The following is a 14055-nucleotide window of genomic DNA, read 5'->3' on the forward strand; positions in this document are numbered from 1 at the left end:
GCCCTGTACTGCTCGGTCTCACTTCTTCCGTGCAGTGGCCTTCTTGGCCGTGGTCTTGCGCGCCGTGGTCTTCTTCGCGGGCGCCTTCTTCGCCGTGGTCTTCTTGGCGGGCGCGGTCTTGCTGGCGACGGCCTTCTTGGCGGTCGTCGTCTTCTTCGCCGCCGCGGGGGTCGCCTTCTTCGCGGCCGCCGTGGTCTTCTTCGCCGCCGCTGACGTCTTCTTCGCGGTGGTCTTCTTGGCGGTGGCCGTGGTCTTCTTCGCCGCTGCCACGGTCTTCTTGGCGGTGGCCTTCTTCGCCACGGCCTTCTTCGCGGTCGCCTTCTTGGCGGCGGCCTTGGCCGTCGTACGGGTGGAAGAACCGCCCGAGAGGCTGCCCTTGGGCGCCTTCTTCACGGCCACGTCGTTCTTGGGGAGCTTCTTCGAGCCGCTCACCAGGTCCTTGAAGCCCTGTCCCGCACGGAAACGGGGCACGGAGGTCTTCTTGACCCGCACGCGCTCACCCGTCTGCGGGTTACGGGCGTAACGGGCCGGGCGGTCGACCTTCTCGAACGAGCCGAAGCCGGTGACCGAAACGCGGTCACCTGCGACAACTGCACGAACGACCGCGTCGAGCACCGCGTCGACGGCGTCTGCGGCCTGCTGACGGCCGCCGACCTTGTCGGCAATCGCTTCTACGAGCTGCGCCTTGTTCACGTCTTCCCCTTCGGAGACATAGCCAGAACGAAAGTGTTCAAGCTTTTTCGCACGTTAGGCAGATATATACCGCAAATCAAACACGAAACGGGCTAATCACCCTAGTGCCGCAACGAAGTCGACCGCTGCGCAGTTCCGCAGAGTCAGTCACCTTCGGGGAATCGGCCCTCATCGAGGTCCTTCATCAACCGGTCCAGACGCCTTGCTGCATCTGGGAGATCGTGCTTAGCCGCAGCCGTGACGACCAGCAGCTTCCGGGAGAGCGCCATCCGTACGCTCTCCGGGACTTGCAGTGCACGCACTCGTGAGTGCGCTTCCTTCAATTGGTCGGCGACTTGGCCGTAAAGCTTGAGTTGGCTGTCGCGTTCCATGCACCGATTGTGCCATCTGGGGCGAGTTGTCGCCCGACGGGGTCTCAACAAGCGACTGCGCCCCCTACCAGAAGGCAGGGGGCGCAGTACTGGAAACGTGCTGCTCAGGCGTTAATTGTACGTGGCTTGTGGGTCGGCCTGGTCGCCTCGTAAGCCGCGATGTCCGCTTCGTTCTGCAGGGTGAGGCTGATGTCGTCCAGCCCGTTCAGCAGTCGCCAGCGGGCGTTCTCGTCGAGCTCGAAGTCGGCCGTGAGGCCCTCGGCGATGACTTGCCGCTTCTCCAGGTCGACGGTGATCTCGGCCGTGGGGTCGGCCTCGGTCAGCTCCCAGAGGGCGTCGACGACCTTCTGGTCCAGGACCACGGTCAACAGACCGTTCTTCAGCGAGTTCCCACGGAAGATGTCGGCGAACCGGGAGGAGACGACGGCCTTGAAGCCGAAGTTCTGCAGGGCCCAGACGGCGTGTTCACGGGAGGAACCGGTACCGAAGTCGGGTCCGGCCACCAGCACCGAGGCACCCTTGCGCTCCGGGCGGTTGAGGACGAAGTTCTCGTCCTTGCGCCAGGCCTCGAAGAGCCCGTCCTCGAAGCCGTCCCGGGTGACCTTCTTCAGCCAGTGGGCGGGAATGATCTGGTCGGTGTCGACGTTGCTGCGGCGCAGCGGGACGGCCCGGCCGGTGTGTGCGGTGAAAGCTTCCATGATTCTCAGACTCCGGCGGGCGTGCGGTCGTCGGACAGGTCGGCCGGCGAGGCCAGATGGCCCAGCACGGCGGTGGCGGCGGCGACCTGCGGGGAGACCAGGTGCGTACGGCCGCCCTTGCCCTGCCGGCCCTCGAAGTTACGGTTCGAGGTGGAGGCGGAGCGCTCGCCGGGGGCCAGCTGGTCGGGGTTCATACCGAGGCACATCGAGCAACCCGCGTGCCGCCATTCGGCGCCGGCGGTCTTGAAGACCTCGTCCAGGCCCTCCTCGACGGCCTGCAGGGCGACCCGGACGGAACCCGGGACGACCAGCATCCGCACACCGTCGGCGACCTGGCGGCCGTCCATGATGGCGGCCGCGTTGCGCAGGTCCTCGATCCGGCCGTTGGTGCAGGAACCTACGAAGACGGTGTCGACGTTGATCTCGCGCAGCGGCTGTCCCGCGGTCAACCCCATGTACTCCAGCGCCTTTTCGGCGGCGTTGCGCTCCGAGGCGTCCTCGTACGAAGCAGGATCGGGGACGTTCGCCGACAGCGGCGCACCCTGGCCGGGGTTGGTGCCCCAGGTGACGAACGGCGCCAGCTCGGCGGCGTCGATGACCACCTCGGCGTCGAAGACGGCGTCGTCGTCGGTGCGCAGCGTCTGCCAGTACGCCACGGCCGCGTCCCAGTCCGCGCCCTGCGGGGCGTGGTCGCGGCCCTGCAGATAGTCGAAGGTGGTCCTGTCGGGCGCGATCATGCCTGCCCGCGCACCGGCCTCGATCGACATGTTGCAGATGGTCATGCGGGCTTCCATCGAGAGCTTCTCGATGGCGGAGCCGCGGTATTCGAGGATGTAGCCCTGGCCGCCGCCGGTGCCGATCCGCGCGATGATGGCGAGGATCAGGTCCTTGGCGGTGACGCTGTCGGGCAGTTCACCGTCGACGGTGATCGCCATCGTCTTCGGACGGGCCAGCGGCAGCGTCTGGGTGGCCAGGACGTGCTCGACCTGGCTGGTGCCGATACCGAACGCCAGCGCACCGAAGGCGCCGTGCGTGGAGGTGTGGGAGTCGCCGCAGACGACCGTGGTGCCGGGCTGGGTCAGGCCGAGCTGCGGGCCGACCACGTGCACGACGCCCTGCTCGACGTCGCCCAGCGGGTGCAGCCGGACGCCGAAGTCCGCGCAGTTCTTGCGCAGGGTCTCCAGCTGGGCGCGGGAGACCGGGTCGGCGATCGGCTTGTCGATGTCGAGGGTCGGGGTGTTGTGGTCCTCGGTGGCGATGGTGAGGTCGAGGCGCCGCACCGGGCGTCCGGCCTGCCGCAGACCGTCGAAGGCCTGCGGGCTGGTCACCTCGTGCAGCAGGTGCAGATCGATGAAGAGGAGGTCGGGCTCGCCTTCGGCGCGCCGGACGACATGGTCGTCCCAAACCTTCTCCGCGAGTGTCCTACCCATCGCTTTCCCTCCGGCCGGCGTCGTCGCCGGCCCAACTAGAGATTCGGTGCGCCCCCGTCCGGACCCCCGTGCGGGGCGGTGGCTACGGGCCGTTGTGGGGCCGCCCGTACAGGTTCGCAACTTCCCCGGAAAATTGAACTTGCGTTTCACAGAGTGAGACGCGAGTATCGTCGTATGGACAACTCTAGCGGCGTCGGCGTTCTCGACAAGGCAGCTCTGGTATTGAGCGCCCTGGAGTCCGGTCCGGCCACCCTCGCCGGGCTGGTCGCGGCGACCGGGCTCGCAAGACCCACGGCTCATCGACTGGCCGTGGCACTGGAACACCACCGCATGGTGGCGAGGGACATGCAGGGCCGCTTCATTCTCGGCCCCCGGCTGTCGGAACTCGCGGCGGCGGCGGGCGAGGACCGGCTGCTGGCCACGGCGGGACCGGTGCTCACCCACCTGCGCGACATCACCGGCGAGAGCGCCCAGCTCTACCGCCGGCAGGGCGACATGCGGATCTGCGTGGCGGCGGCGGAGCGGCTTTCCGGTCTGCGGGACACCGTGCCGGTCGGCTCCACGCTCACCATGAAGGCGGGATCGTCCGCCCAGATCCTGATGGCCTGGGAGGAGCCGGAGCGCCTGCACCGCGGCCTCCAGGGCGCCCGCTTCACCGCGACGGCACTCTCCGGCGTGCGACGCCGGGGCTGGGCCCAGTCGATCGGCGAGCGGGAACCGGGCGTCGCCTCGGTCTCCGCGCCGGTGCGCGGCCCCTCGAACCGGGTGGTCGCGGCGGTCTCGGTATCCGGGCCCATCGAGCGACTGACCCGCCATCCGGGCCGGATGCACGCCCAGGCCATCATCGATTCGGCCGCCCGGCTGAGCGAGGCACTGCGCCGCACCGGCTGAGCCGGCAGCGCCCCTTCCCTGTCGCAAGAGGCCGCCCCAGCGCCGTGGCGGCCCCCTCCCAGCACCTCACTTCGCCGGCGAGCGGTGTGCCGGACGATCCGCCGCACGGCGGCCCCGCCCCTCGATCGGCAGCGACCCGGTCGCCGCGGCCAGTCCGTACGCCGTCATATCGGCGCAGATGGACTCGTGGCCGCCCTCGGGAACGATGCAGGTCTCGTGCCACAGCCCCACGTGCTGCCGGGACTTCTTCTCCTTGCGGTTGATCATCACCCACGCCTTGCGGTGGAACATGTCGGGCGACGTCGCGTACGCGTAGAGATTCTCCTTCGACTCCCGGTACTGGACGACGTAATACGTCCTCGGGGAGCCGGTCAGCAGGGTGTGGCCGAGCAGACCTCTGCTCTTGTCCTTGCCCAACTCCCGCCGCATGCGCGGCATCGCCGGGCGCCCTCATCCGCCTCGGGTATCCGTGCGAGGGCTACTGCCTGCTGAAACAAGCCCGGCTCATGCACCAAGTGGCGGTCAGCGACCTGGACATGATGGAGAACTATGCGACGGCGGAGGAGCAGGTGGAGACGACTGTGGCCACCGCGGTCCTGTACGAACCGCTGCCGGGCCGAACGCCCCCGCACACAAGCAGAAAGCCCCCCACCGAAGTGAAGGGCCGCCGTGCGGTGCTCTGTTGTACCCCCGACCGGATTCGAACCGGCGCTACTGCCGTGAGAGGGCAGCGTGCTAGGCCGCTACACAACGGGGGCCCTAGCGATCCTGCATCGAGAGCGTGGGTGCGACCCAGATGTTCTCGCGGGAAGGATCTGTACCCCCGACCGGATTCGAACCGGCGCTACTGCCGTGAGAGGGCAGCGTGCTAGGCCGCTACACAACGGGGGCTTGGACGTACTACGTGCGACTTGCTGTCTCGCGCTGGGCTACCAGGACTCGAACCTAGAATGACGGTACCAGAAACCGTTGTGTTGCCAATTACACCATAGCCCACTGAAAAGCAACCCTGGAGGGGTTTCCTCTCTGTCTGCGCTTCCCGGCCGGATCTTCCGGCCCGTCCGGGCGACGCAGGAAGAACATTACCTGAAGGTGTCCGGCGCTCCAAAACGGGTATCGCCTGCCAGCAGGCCGGGAAGCTGCTCCAGAGCCGTGATCCGGACGAGTTCGGGGCGTCCGCCCCGGTCGCCCCGGTCCAGCCAGATCCCGGTCAGCCCGGCGGCCACCGCACCGCCCGCGTCGATATCGGGTTCGTCCCCCACGTAGGCGACATCAGCCGGCGTCAGCGCCAGCGCCTCGCAGGCGGCGAGGAAGGCTCTGGCGTCGGGCTTGGAGACGCCCAGCTCCGCCGCGCAGAGCAGGGACTCGAACCGGTCCCGCACACCGAGAACGGTCAGCTTGCGATGCTGCTGCTGCAGGGCGGAGTTCGACAGCACCGCGTGCCGGTACGTGCCTGCCAGCGCGTCGAGCACGGGGACGGTGTCCGCGAAGAGCGACCAGGCCGCTTCGTAGTGGGCGACATGGCGCTCGAACCAGGCGTCGGCCTCGGCATCCTCCAGCGGGCGGCCCAGGAAGTCCCTGGCCCGGCCGCGGCGCTGGCCCTGCCAGTCGGTCTCCCCCGCGGAGAACCGGGCCCAGTGGAGCCGGGTGAGCCGGTGCCAGGCCTCGACCGCCTCCTCGACGGTGGCGTACTCGCCGGGCAGCCCCTCGGCAGCGAGCTGGCCGCTCATCCCCGCGGTCGAGGCCGTCGTGTGATCGAAGAGGGTGTCGTCCACGTCCCAGAGGACGGCTCTGATCGGCATGGTCCGACCCTACCGTCGACCGTCGGATACGTCAGGGGCCCGGCAACCGCTCGATGCGGATACCGGGCCCCCGTACAGGACAGCCGTGTACACAAGGCCGTTACGCGGTCAGCTTCGCCAGCGCCGCGTCCACCCGGGCCAGGGTCTTCTCGCGGCCCAGGATCTCCAGGGACTCGAAGAGCGGCAGGCCGATCGTGCGGCCGGTGACGGCGACCCGGACCGGGGCCTGGGCCTTGCCGAGCTTCAGGCCGTGCTCCTCACCTGCGGCGAGGACGGCGGCCTTGAGGGCGTCCGTGTTCCACTCCGCCTCGGTCAGCTTGGCGCGAGCCGTCACGAGCAGGGCGTACGAGCCCTCCTTCATCGCCTTGGCCCAGGAGGCCTCGTCGGTCGCCGGCTCGTCGAGGAAAAGGAAGTCGACGTTGGCCGTGATCTCCGAGAGCACCGTGACGCGGGTCTGGGCGTGCGGGGCGATCGTGGCGAACAGGTCCGCGTCGAAGGCCTCCGGGGCCCAGGGGGCGAACGGCGCCTTCAGCCAGGGGCCGCACGCCTCGGTGAAGGTCTTCACATCGAGCCGGCGGATGTGCTCGGCGTTGATGTGCTCGCACTTCTTGAGGTCGAAGCGGGCCGGGTTGGCGTTGACGTCCACGATGTCGAAGGCGGCGACCATCTCGTCGATGTCGAAGATGTCGCGGTCCTCGGCGATCGACCATCCGAGCAGCGAGAGGTAGTTGAGCAGCCCCTCGGGCAGGAAGCCGCGCTCGCGGTAGAGGTTGAGCGAGGCCTGCGGGTCGCGCTTGGAGAGCTTCTTGTTGCCCTCGCCCATGACGTAGGGCAGGTGGCCGAACGCGGGGGTCTGCTTGGCGACACCCAGCTCGATGAGCGCCCGGTACAGCGCGATCTGGCGCGGGGTGGAGGAGAGCAGGTCCTCGCCGCGCAGAACGTGGGTGATCTCCATCAGCGCGTCGTCGACCGGGTTGACCAGGGTGTAGAGCGGGGCACCGTTGGCGCGGACGATGCCGTAGTCCGGCACGTTCTCCGGCTGCACGGTGATGTCGCCGCGGACCAGGTCGGTGAAGGTGACCGGCTCGTCGGGCATCCGGAAACGGACGATCGAGGTGCGGCCCTCGGCCTCGTAGGCGGCCTTCTGCGCGTCGCTCAGGTCGCGGCAGTGCCCGTCGTAGCCCGACGGCTTGCCGGCGGCGCGGGCGGCGTCGCGGCGGGTGTCGAGCTCCTCGGTCGTGCAGTAGCAGTGGTACGCGTGTCCGGCCGCGAGGAGCTTCCCGGCCACGTCCTGGTAGATGTCCATGCGCTGCGACTGCCGGTACGGGGCGTGCGGGCCGCCGACCTCGGGGCCCTCGTCCCAGTCGAGCCCCAGCCAGCGCATCGCGTCCAGGAGCTGGCCGTAGGACTCCTCGGAGTCGCGCGCCGCGTCGGTGTCCTCGATGCGGAAGACCAGGGTGCCCCGGTGGTGCCGGGCGAAGGCCCAGTTGAAGAGAGCCGTCCGGACCAGGCCCACGTGGGGGTTACCGGTCGGGGAGGGACAGAAACGTACACGGACTGGTGCGTTAGCCACGCTTGATCACCTTGTTGGTGAGAGTGCCGATGCCTTCGATGGTGACGGCGACCTCGTCGCCGACATGCAGGGGGCCGACCCCTGCCGGAGTGCCGGTGAGGATCACATCGCCCGGGAGCAGCGTCATGGCTTCCGTGATGTGGACGACCAGGTCCTCGATGGAGCGGATCATCTCGCTCGTCCGGCCCAGCTGCCGTTGCTCGCCGTTGACCGTGGCCTGGATGGCGAGGTCGCCGGGGTCGAGGTCGGTCTCCACCCAGGGTCCGAGCGGGCAGGAGGTGTCGAAGCCCTTCGCCCTGGCCCACTGCTTCTCGCGCTTCTGGGCGTCACGCGCGGTGACGTCGTTGGCGCAGGTGTAGCCGAAGATGACGTCCTTGACCCGCTCGCGCGGTACCTCGCGGCACATCCGGCCGATGACCACGGCCAGCTCGGCCTCGTGGTGCACCTCTTCGGAGAAGGAGGGGTACTCGATGGCGTCGCCCGAACCGATCACCGAGGTGGTGGGCTTGAAGAAGGCGACGGGTACGTCGGGGACCTCGTTGCCGAGCTCCGCGGCGTGCTCCGCGTAGTTGCGGCCGATGGCCACGACCTTGTTGGGGAGCACGGGCGGCAGCAGCCGGACCTTGTTCAGCGGGACCTTGGTCCCGGAGAGCTCGAACTCGGCGTACGGGATGCCCTTGATGATGTCGAGGACGAGACCATCGGGCCCGTCGCCCTCGACGGCGCCGAAGGCGACATTGCCGTCGATGGAGAACCTGGCGATGCGCACGGGAAGCTGTGGCCCCTCACTTGCTGGATAGCTGAAGACTGACGCTCCAGGCTAACGCGCGTGAGGGAGGCGGCCTGCCCTATTACTCCGCGGCGGCCGTGGTGGCTGCGGGGGCCGTCATCAGGATCGTGCGGCGGGGGTTGGCCGTCTGCGTCGGCAGGTCGACCGCGTGCTCCGGCTGCTCCGGCGTGTGCAGCGCTTCGGCGTCCTTGAGGTGCGCCAGCGTCGTGCGCCGGGGGTTGGCAATGTTGCGGAACATCATCGTCGTCTTCATCTGCCGTTCGGACCCTGTCGGTAGGGGCGCCGCCCGGAGGGGCGCCGGTTGTCGGTTCTGCCATCCCTGTAAAGCGTCAGGCTAAACATCCGATTCCCGCCCGGAGCCGGGAAGAGACGGCGATCATCATGTGAGTTTGCTCACGGGGGGCCCGACAATTACCCCAATCCGGGCGCCCGACCTGGCCGAGGGAAACGGACATTGCACCACTGAATGAACCATTCCGCTCCTGATCATGTCGTCTGGGACACCCCTCACCCCCATCTGATTCACCCGCAATAGTCCGTTATGACAGTGAACCGGGTCCACGGCTTGTTACGCGCCCATCACAACGTGTCACCCAGGTCACAGCCCGGTACCTGGGCCTTGTTGGAGATCCTGCACTGTGCTGGAATTCCACGCACCGCCGCAGGTTTCAGGCCGGCGCGCAGGGGGCGCAACGCAGCGCCGAGCCGAGTGGCGGCGGGAAGGGGAAGAACGCCGGTCACTCAAGACCACCATGGGGCGGCACATCGCCCCACGACGCCGACACCGTTCCCACCGTCCATGACGGGGGGAACGCCTGGTCCAGAGGTTGCGACGCTAGTGCAGGGACGTTTCAAGAGGGATGGCAGCGCTGCGGCTGAACAGGAGCCGCGCGGCGGGACCGACCGCGGCTCCTCGCCCCAGCACGCCCAGAACCCCGGACCGGCCGCGGCCGGCGACACCAACGACCGCGCCAAGCGCTCCGGCGCCGCGGCGAACGGCGGCTCCGATCCGGTCACGTCGCTCAAGCCGCAGGGACCGGTCAACACCGGATCGCGCGTAGCGCTCCGCAACTGGCGCATCAGCACGCGCCTGGTCTCCCTGCTCGCCCTCCCGGTGGTCGCGGCGACCACTCTGGGTGGCCTCCGCATCAACGACTCCATGAACGACATCCAGCAGCTGGAGCACATGCAGCTGCTGACCACGATGACCAAGCAGGCGACCTCGCTGGCCCAGGCGCTCCAGGAGGAGCGCGACCGGTCGGCGGGCCCGCTGTCCAACGGAGTCCCGGCGACCGACTTCAAGGTCACCGAGCCGCGGAAGAAGGCGGACCGGGCCAAGAAGGCCTTCCTGGACGCGACGAACGACATCGGCGACTCCGAGGGCGACGAGGCCCTGGAGAGCATCCACTCCAGCGTCCAGCAGATCGCCTCGCAGCTGAGCGGCATCCGCGACATCCGCAAGCAGGCGTTCGCCAAGGGCACCCCGAGCCTGCAGACCGTCGACGCGTACAGCCAGCTGATCACTTCGCTGCTGAGCCTGTCGCAGGACATGGCTCAGGCGACCAGCAGCCCCGAGATGATCAAGCGGACCCGCGCCCTGGCGGCCTTCTCCTCCGCCAAGGAGTACGCCTCGGTCCAGCGCGCGATCATCGCCGCCGCGCTGCCGGGCGGCACCGACAAGGAACCTGATCTCGATTCGAACGACCGGCAGTTCGGCCTGGCCGCGCTGCGCAAGGAAGACCTGGCGCGTCGCTCGTTCGACTCGATCTACACGACCACCGGCAACAACGCGGACGAGCTGACCGCCACGCTGGACGAGGGCAACCCGGAGATCAAGGCCGCCGACACCTACGCCAAGAAGGTGCTCGACAGCCCGCTGAGCATGACCGGGACGGCCCGGCGTTCGTACCTCGACTGGTACGACCAGGACTCCACCAAGATCCAGGCCATGAAGCAGATCGAGGAGACGCTCCTCAGCGACATGGAGGGCAAGGCACGCGAACTGCGTGACGAGTCCCAGCGCGAGGCGATCATCTCCGGTGCGCTCATCCTGCTCGTGCTCGGTGTCTCGCTGGTCGGCGCCTTCGTCGTCGCCCGGTCCATGATCCGCTCGCTGCGCCGGCTCCAGGACACCGCGACGCGCGTCGCCCAGGACCGGCTGCCCGAGCTTGTCAAGCAGCTCTCCGAGGCCGACCCGCAGGACGTCGACACCTCGGTCGAGTCGGTCGGTGTCCACTCCAGGGACGAGATCGGCAAGGTCGCCGCGGCCTTCGACGACGTGCACCGCGAAGCCGTCCGTCTCGCCGCCGAGCAGGCCCTCCTCCGGGGCAACGTCAACGCGATGTTCACCAACCTCTCGCGCCGTTCGCAGGGCCTCATCCAGCGTCAGCTCTCGCTCATCTCCGAGCTGGAGTCCCGCGAGGCCGATCCGGACCAGCTGTCCTCGCTCTTCAAGCTCGACCACCTCGCGACCCGTATGCGCCGTAACGGTGAGAACCTCCTCGTCCTCGCGGGCGAGGAGCCGGGCCGCCGGTGGACCCGTCCGGTGCCGCTGGTCGACGTGCTGCGTGCCGCCGCCTCCGAGGTGGAGCAGTACGAGCGCATCGAACTGGCCGCGGTGCCGGCCACCGAGGTCGCCGGCCGGGTCGTCAACGACCTCGTGCACCTCCTCGCCGAGCTGCTGGAGAACGCCACCTCGTTCTCCTCGCCGCAGACGAAGGTCCGGGTCACCGGTCACGCACTGCCCGACGGACGTGTGCTCGTCGAGATCCACGACACGGGTATCGGCCTCTCCCCCGAGGACCTCGCGGCGATCAACGAGCGGCTCGCCTCGCCGCCCACCGTGGACGTCTCGGTCTCCCGCCGCATGGGTCTGTTCGTGGTCGGCCGGCTGTCGCTGCGTCACGGCATCCGTATCCAGCTGCGTCCCTCCGACTCCGGAGGCACGACCGCGCTGGTCATGCTCCCCGTCGATGTCGCGCACGGCGGCAAGATGCCGGTTCCGAAGCAGGCTCAGGGCCAGCAGTCCCCCGCCCCGGGTGGTCTGCTCGCCGGTGGCGGCGCGCCCGCCGGTGGCGGTCTGCTCGCCGGGGCCAACGGCCCCCGTCCCGGCCTCGACGGTCCTCCGTCGGCCCCGGGCGGCCGGCTCGCGGCCGGTCCGGGTGCCACTCGCGGTCAGGTCGGTGCGGGCTCCGGTCCGCGTGCCGCGCTGCCCGCCCGGGACACCACCGCCGGCCGGTCCCAGAACCAGCCGGGCCAGCAGGGTCAGCCCGGCCAGCCCGGTCAGCCCGGTCAGAACGACCGGCAGGGCTCCGGCTTCCAGAGCGCCGGACTTTCCGGCACCGGTGCGCAGCCCCGGCAGCCGCAGAACGGTTCGCGTCAGGAGCCGCCGCGTCAGGGCGGCGGGCTCTCCGGCGCCTTCGGCGGCGGTGCCCGGCTGGGCGCCCGCGGCCAGGGCGACAACGCGGGCCGTACGGACGCGGGTCAGCCCGGCGGGCTGTTCGCCCAGCGGCGGCCCGAGCAGAACAACCAGGGCGCGGGCAACGGACCCGGCCGGCCGAACCCGGCGGGCCAGGGCGGCTTCCAGCAGCCCGGCGGTCCGGGCGACAGCGGCCGTCAGCTGCCTCCGGTCGGCGGCCCGCGTGCGGAGCTGCCGGGTGGCAATCCCCCCGCCGGTTCCGGCGGTGGTCAGCTGCCGCAGCGCCCGCAGACCACCAGCTGGGGCTCCGACGAGCCGTCCGCACCCCAGCAGCGCTCCCCGCTCGACGCACCGCGCGGTCACGAGGAGCCCGAGTCCACCGGCCAGTTCCAGCGGCCGCTGAACCCGCCGCCGCTCGCCCCGCGTCCCCCGATGGACGACCGGCAGGGGCCGGGCTCGACCTCCGAGTTCGCCCGCCCGGACTTCTCGGCGCCCGCTCCGGGCGCGCAGCAGGGTCAGGGACAGCAGCAGGGTCCTGGACAGCAGCAGATGCCGGACCCGGCGAGCACCGCGCAGTTCGCCCGCCCCGACTTCGGCCGTCCGCAGGGCCCGGGTCAGGGCCAGGGACAGCCCGCGCCGGTCCGGCGTGACGGCGGCAACGGGGACTTCGGTGCTCCGCGTCAGCCCGTCCCGCAGCAGCCCGAACCGCAGCAGCAGTACCGGCCGGTCCTGCCTCAGCAGCCCGATGCGCTTCCGCCGGCCTCCGGGCCCGGCGACGGCCGTACGCCGCTGTACGACACGCTGGAGACCAACTGGTTCCACGGTCCGCAGCAGAACGGCCAGCAGCAGAACGGCCAGCAGCCGCCAGCCGCCCCGCAGGCTCCGGCCTTCCCCCAGCAGCCGGCCGAGGAGCGCCCCGCCGCGCCCGCACCGCAGCCCGGTACGGGTGACACCAACGGGGTCACGAGCTCCTGGCGCGCCTCGCCGAACGACGAACTCGTCCGGCAGGCGGAGCGGGTGAAGAAGCCCGCAGCAGGCGGAATCACCACTTCCGGTCTGCCTCGCCGGGTACCGCGTGCCAATCTGGTGCCGGGCACCGCCCAGCAGCAGAACCATCAGTCCGGTCCCCAGGTGTCGCGTGCGCCCGATGATGTGCGCGGGCGGCTCACCAATCTCCGCCGGGGCATCCAGCAGGGGCGTCAGGCCAACAACGGCCCCTCGACCGGCAGTTTCCCACTCGGCCCCACTCACCAGCAGGAGCGTTAGTTGAGCCCGATGAGTCAGGCCGCGCAGAATCTGAACTGGCTGATCACCAACTTCGTGGACAACACCCCCGGGGTGTCGCACACGGTGGTGGTCTCCGCCGACGGACTCCTGCTGGCGATGTCCGAAGGTTTTCCGCGTGACCGCGCCGACCAGCTGGCGGCCGTCGCATCCGGTCTGACCTCGCTGACCGCGGGTGCCTCCCGGATCTTCGAAGGCGGCGCCGTCAGCCAGACCGTGGTGGAGATGGAACGCGGGTTCCTCTTCCTGATGTCCGTATCGGACGGCTCCTCGCTTGCCGTACTGGCCCATCCGGACGCCGATATCGGTCTGGTCGGGTACGAAATGGCTCTGCTGGTGGACCGGGCGGGCACTGTCCTCACCCCGGACCTCCGTGCCGAGCTCCAGGGCAGCCTGCTCCACTAGGCGGCCGTGAACCGGTGACACAGACGACTACTTCAGGTATTGCAATCAACCCTCGCCCGTCCGGCCGCTTACAGCCCCCCACCGGCCCCTTCAGACGGCAAGCCGACACCCTGCTGTCACGCCCGGAGGATTCATGACCCCGCCACCCGCCTCACCCGATCCGTACGGCGCGCTGAACCACGCGTCGTATGAAGGTGAAGGCGACCAGCCGCTGGTTCGTCCGTACGCCATGACAGGTGGCCGGACCCGACCGCGCTACCAACTAGCCATAGAGGCGTTGGTCAGCACCACGGCCGACCCGGCGCACCTGGGAACGCTGCTCCCCGAGCATCAGCGGATCTGCCACCTGTGCCGTGAGGTGAAGTCGGTGGCCGAGGTGTCGGCCCTGCTGTCGATGCCGCTCGGCGTGGCCCGGATTCTCGTCGCGGACCTGGCGGAAGCCGGCATGGTGGCCATCCACCAGCCGGGCAACGGAGAGGCCGGCGGCGCGCCGGATGTGACACTGCTCGAAAGGGTGCTCAGTGGACTTCGCAAGCTCTAGTGGCGGTGCTGCCCGTGCCACCACCTCGGCGAAGATCGTGGTGGCGGGCGGGTTCGGCGTGGGCAAGACCACGTTTGTCGGTGCCGTTTCGGAGATCAATCCGCTGCGCACCGAAGCCGTGATGACGTCCGCGTCCGCGGGCATCGACGACCTCACACA

At 69.4% G+C, this 14055-nt stretch carries 12 protein-coding genes, 3 tRNA genes and 2 pseudogenes; 5 read left to right on the top strand and 12 right to left on the bottom strand.

Annotated elements, in window-relative coordinates; genetic code table 11:
* Positions 1-18: 18 nt before the first annotated feature.
* From ACFVW8_RS34780 to leuC, 4 genes are all read right to left on the bottom strand, one after another.
* Entirely contained in the window at positions 19-693 is a 675-nt protein-coding gene (locus tag ACFVW8_RS34780) for an HU family DNA-binding protein (protein ID WP_389697239.1), read from the bottom strand.
* Positions 694-836: 143 nt separating this feature from the next.
* Positions 837-1064: a hypothetical protein gene (locus ACFVW8_RS34785; RefSeq protein ID WP_024490260.1), complete on the bottom strand. Its 228-nt coding sequence runs from the start codon at positions 1062-1064 to the stop codon at positions 837-839.
* A gap of 104 nt (positions 1065-1168) precedes the next feature.
* Positions 1169-1762: a 3-isopropylmalate dehydratase small subunit gene (gene leuD / locus ACFVW8_RS34790; protein ID WP_389697241.1), complete on the bottom strand. Its 594-nt coding sequence runs from the start codon at positions 1760-1762 to the stop codon at positions 1169-1171.
* Between the two features lie 5 nt (positions 1763-1767).
* On the bottom strand, positions 1768-3192 hold the full coding sequence (leuC, locus tag ACFVW8_RS34795; RefSeq protein ID WP_389697243.1) for a 3-isopropylmalate dehydratase large subunit: 1425 nt from the start codon (positions 3190-3192) through the stop codon (positions 1768-1770).
* Between the two features lie 174 nt (positions 3193-3366).
* Here leuC and ndgR point away from each other — a divergent pair, with 174 nt between their 5' ends.
* A complete protein-coding gene (gene ndgR / locus ACFVW8_RS34800) occupies positions 3367-4083 on the top strand; it encodes an IclR family transcriptional regulator NdgR (protein ID WP_024490257.1) in 717 nt (238 codons plus the stop codon).
* A 66-nt stretch (positions 4084-4149) separates the two neighbouring features.
* Here ndgR and ACFVW8_RS34805 read toward each other — a convergent pair.
* The 8 genes and pseudogenes from ACFVW8_RS34805 to ACFVW8_RS34840 form a co-directional block, all read right to left on the bottom strand.
* Positions 4150-4524, bottom strand: a pseudogene (locus ACFVW8_RS34805) (monooxygenase family protein); the annotation flags it as partial.
* A 244-nt stretch (positions 4525-4768) separates the two neighbouring features.
* A tRNA-Glu gene (locus ACFVW8_RS34810) sits at positions 4769-4841 on the bottom strand.
* 60 nt (positions 4842-4901) lie between these two features.
* Positions 4902-4974: transfer RNA gene (locus ACFVW8_RS34815), tRNA-Glu, on the bottom strand.
* A gap of 33 nt (positions 4975-5007) precedes the next feature.
* Positions 5008-5079: transfer RNA gene (locus ACFVW8_RS34820), tRNA-Gln, on the bottom strand.
* An 86-nt stretch (positions 5080-5165) separates the two neighbouring features.
* The gene (locus tag ACFVW8_RS34825) at positions 5166-5885 is read right to left on the bottom strand and encodes an HAD family hydrolase (protein WP_389697245.1); all 720 of its coding nucleotides are present in this window, start codon (positions 5883-5885) and stop codon (positions 5166-5168) included.
* A 100-nt stretch (positions 5886-5985) separates the two neighbouring features.
* Positions 5986-7458, bottom strand: a complete 1473-nt coding sequence (gene gltX / locus ACFVW8_RS34830) for a glutamate--tRNA ligase (RefSeq protein ID WP_389697247.1) — start codon at positions 7456-7458, stop codon at positions 5986-5988.
* On the bottom strand, positions 7451-8227 hold the full coding sequence (locus tag ACFVW8_RS34835; protein ID WP_389212586.1) for a fumarylacetoacetate hydrolase family protein: 777 nt from the start codon (positions 8225-8227) through the stop codon (positions 7451-7453). The genes gltX and ACFVW8_RS34835 overlap by 8 nt, the downstream gene beginning before the upstream one ends.
* Before the next feature lie 82 nt (positions 8228-8309).
* Positions 8310-8501 carry a hypothetical protein gene (locus ACFVW8_RS34840; protein WP_389697249.1) on the bottom strand — a complete coding sequence of 64 codons (192 nt, stop codon included), beginning with the start codon at positions 8499-8501 and terminating at the stop codon, positions 8310-8312.
* 585 nt (positions 8502-9086) lie between these two features.
* Here ACFVW8_RS34840 and ACFVW8_RS34845 point away from each other — a divergent pair.
* The 4 genes and pseudogenes from ACFVW8_RS34845 to ACFVW8_RS34860 form a co-directional block, all read left to right on the top strand.
* Positions 9087-12932 carry a nitrate- and nitrite sensing domain-containing protein gene (locus tag ACFVW8_RS34845; protein ID WP_389697251.1) on the top strand — a complete coding sequence of 1282 codons (3846 nt, stop codon included), beginning with the start codon at positions 9087-9089 and terminating at the stop codon, positions 12930-12932.
* Positions 12933-12941: 9 nt separating this feature from the next.
* Entirely contained in the window at positions 12942-13355 is a 414-nt protein-coding gene (locus ACFVW8_RS34850; RefSeq protein ID WP_024495006.1) for a roadblock/LC7 domain-containing protein, read from the top strand.
* Between the two features lie 133 nt (positions 13356-13488).
* Positions 13489-13896: a DUF742 domain-containing protein gene (locus ACFVW8_RS34855; protein WP_073738726.1), complete on the top strand. Its 408-nt coding sequence runs from the start codon at positions 13489-13491 to the stop codon at positions 13894-13896.
* Positions 13877-14055 (top strand): annotated as a pseudogene (locus ACFVW8_RS34860) (ATP-binding protein); the annotation flags it as partial. The gene ACFVW8_RS34855 and the pseudogene ACFVW8_RS34860, both read left to right, overlap by 20 nt.

The sequence above is a fragment of the Streptomyces sp. NPDC058221 genome, assembly GCF_042882365.1.
Classification (GTDB): Bacteria; Actinomycetota; Actinomycetes; order Streptomycetales; family Streptomycetaceae; genus Streptomyces.

Bases quoted from the DNA above. Each gene is read 5' to 3' on its own strand.
- ACFVW8_RS34785 (WP_024490260.1), bottom strand. From the start codon at position 1,064: ATGGAACGCGACAGCCAACTCAAGCTTTACGGCCAAGTCGCCGACCAA.
- leuD (WP_389697241.1), bottom strand. From the start codon at position 1,762: ATGGAAGCTTTCACCGCACACACCGGCCGGGCCGTCCCGCTGCGCCGC.
- leuC (WP_389697243.1), bottom strand. From the start codon at position 3,192: ATGGGTAGGACACTCGCGGAGAAGGTTTGGGACGACCATGTCGTCCGG.
- ndgR (WP_024490257.1), top strand. From the start codon at position 3,367: ATGGACAACTCTAGCGGCGTCGGCGTTCTCGACAAGGCAGCTCTGGTA.
- ACFVW8_RS34825 (WP_389697245.1), bottom strand. From the start codon at position 5,885: ATGCCGATCAGAGCCGTCCTCTGGGACGTGGACGACACCCTCTTCGAT.
- ACFVW8_RS34840 (WP_389697249.1), bottom strand. From the start codon at position 8,501: ATGAAGACGACGATGATGTTCCGCAACATTGCCAACCCCCGGCGCACG.
- ACFVW8_RS34850 (WP_024495006.1), top strand. From the start codon at position 12,942: ATGAGTCAGGCCGCGCAGAATCTGAACTGGCTGATCACCAACTTCGTG.
- ACFVW8_RS34855 (WP_073738726.1), top strand. From the start codon at position 13,489: ATGACCCCGCCACCCGCCTCACCCGATCCGTACGGCGCGCTGAACCAC.